1 pseudogene is annotated in these 251 nt (G+C 55.0%); it reads right to left on the reverse strand.

Going from position 1 to position 251, the window contains the following annotated elements:
• Positions 1-73: 73 nt before the first annotated feature.
• Positions 74-251: pseudogene (locus tag B3180_RS15785) on the reverse strand (tRNA cyclic N6-threonylcarbamoyladenosine(37) synthase TcdA); the annotation flags it as partial.

Here is a 251-nt window from a genome sequence, read left to right on the forward strand (position 1 = left end):
CATCCATGGCGCTGCACACCTCCGCAGTAGCTCCCATAACCATCGGGCGCGCTCATTTACATTACGCAAAAATTTATTTTGCCGGAGCCAGCCGTTTCAGAAGCGTAGCGGTGGCTTGCATCGCAAAGCTGCAGGTGACGACCATAGCGGCGCCAAAACCGGAGCTACAGTCCATGCGCATGGAGCCGGAGCCTGTTTTTTGCAGAGTGACTTCACCTTCCTGTTCACCGGAAATAACCGGATAGCGCAGT

This window comes from Idiomarina sp. UBA4206, from assembly GCF_002383015.1.
Lineage (GTDB): Bacteria > Pseudomonadota > Gammaproteobacteria > Enterobacterales > Alteromonadaceae > Idiomarina > Idiomarina abyssalis.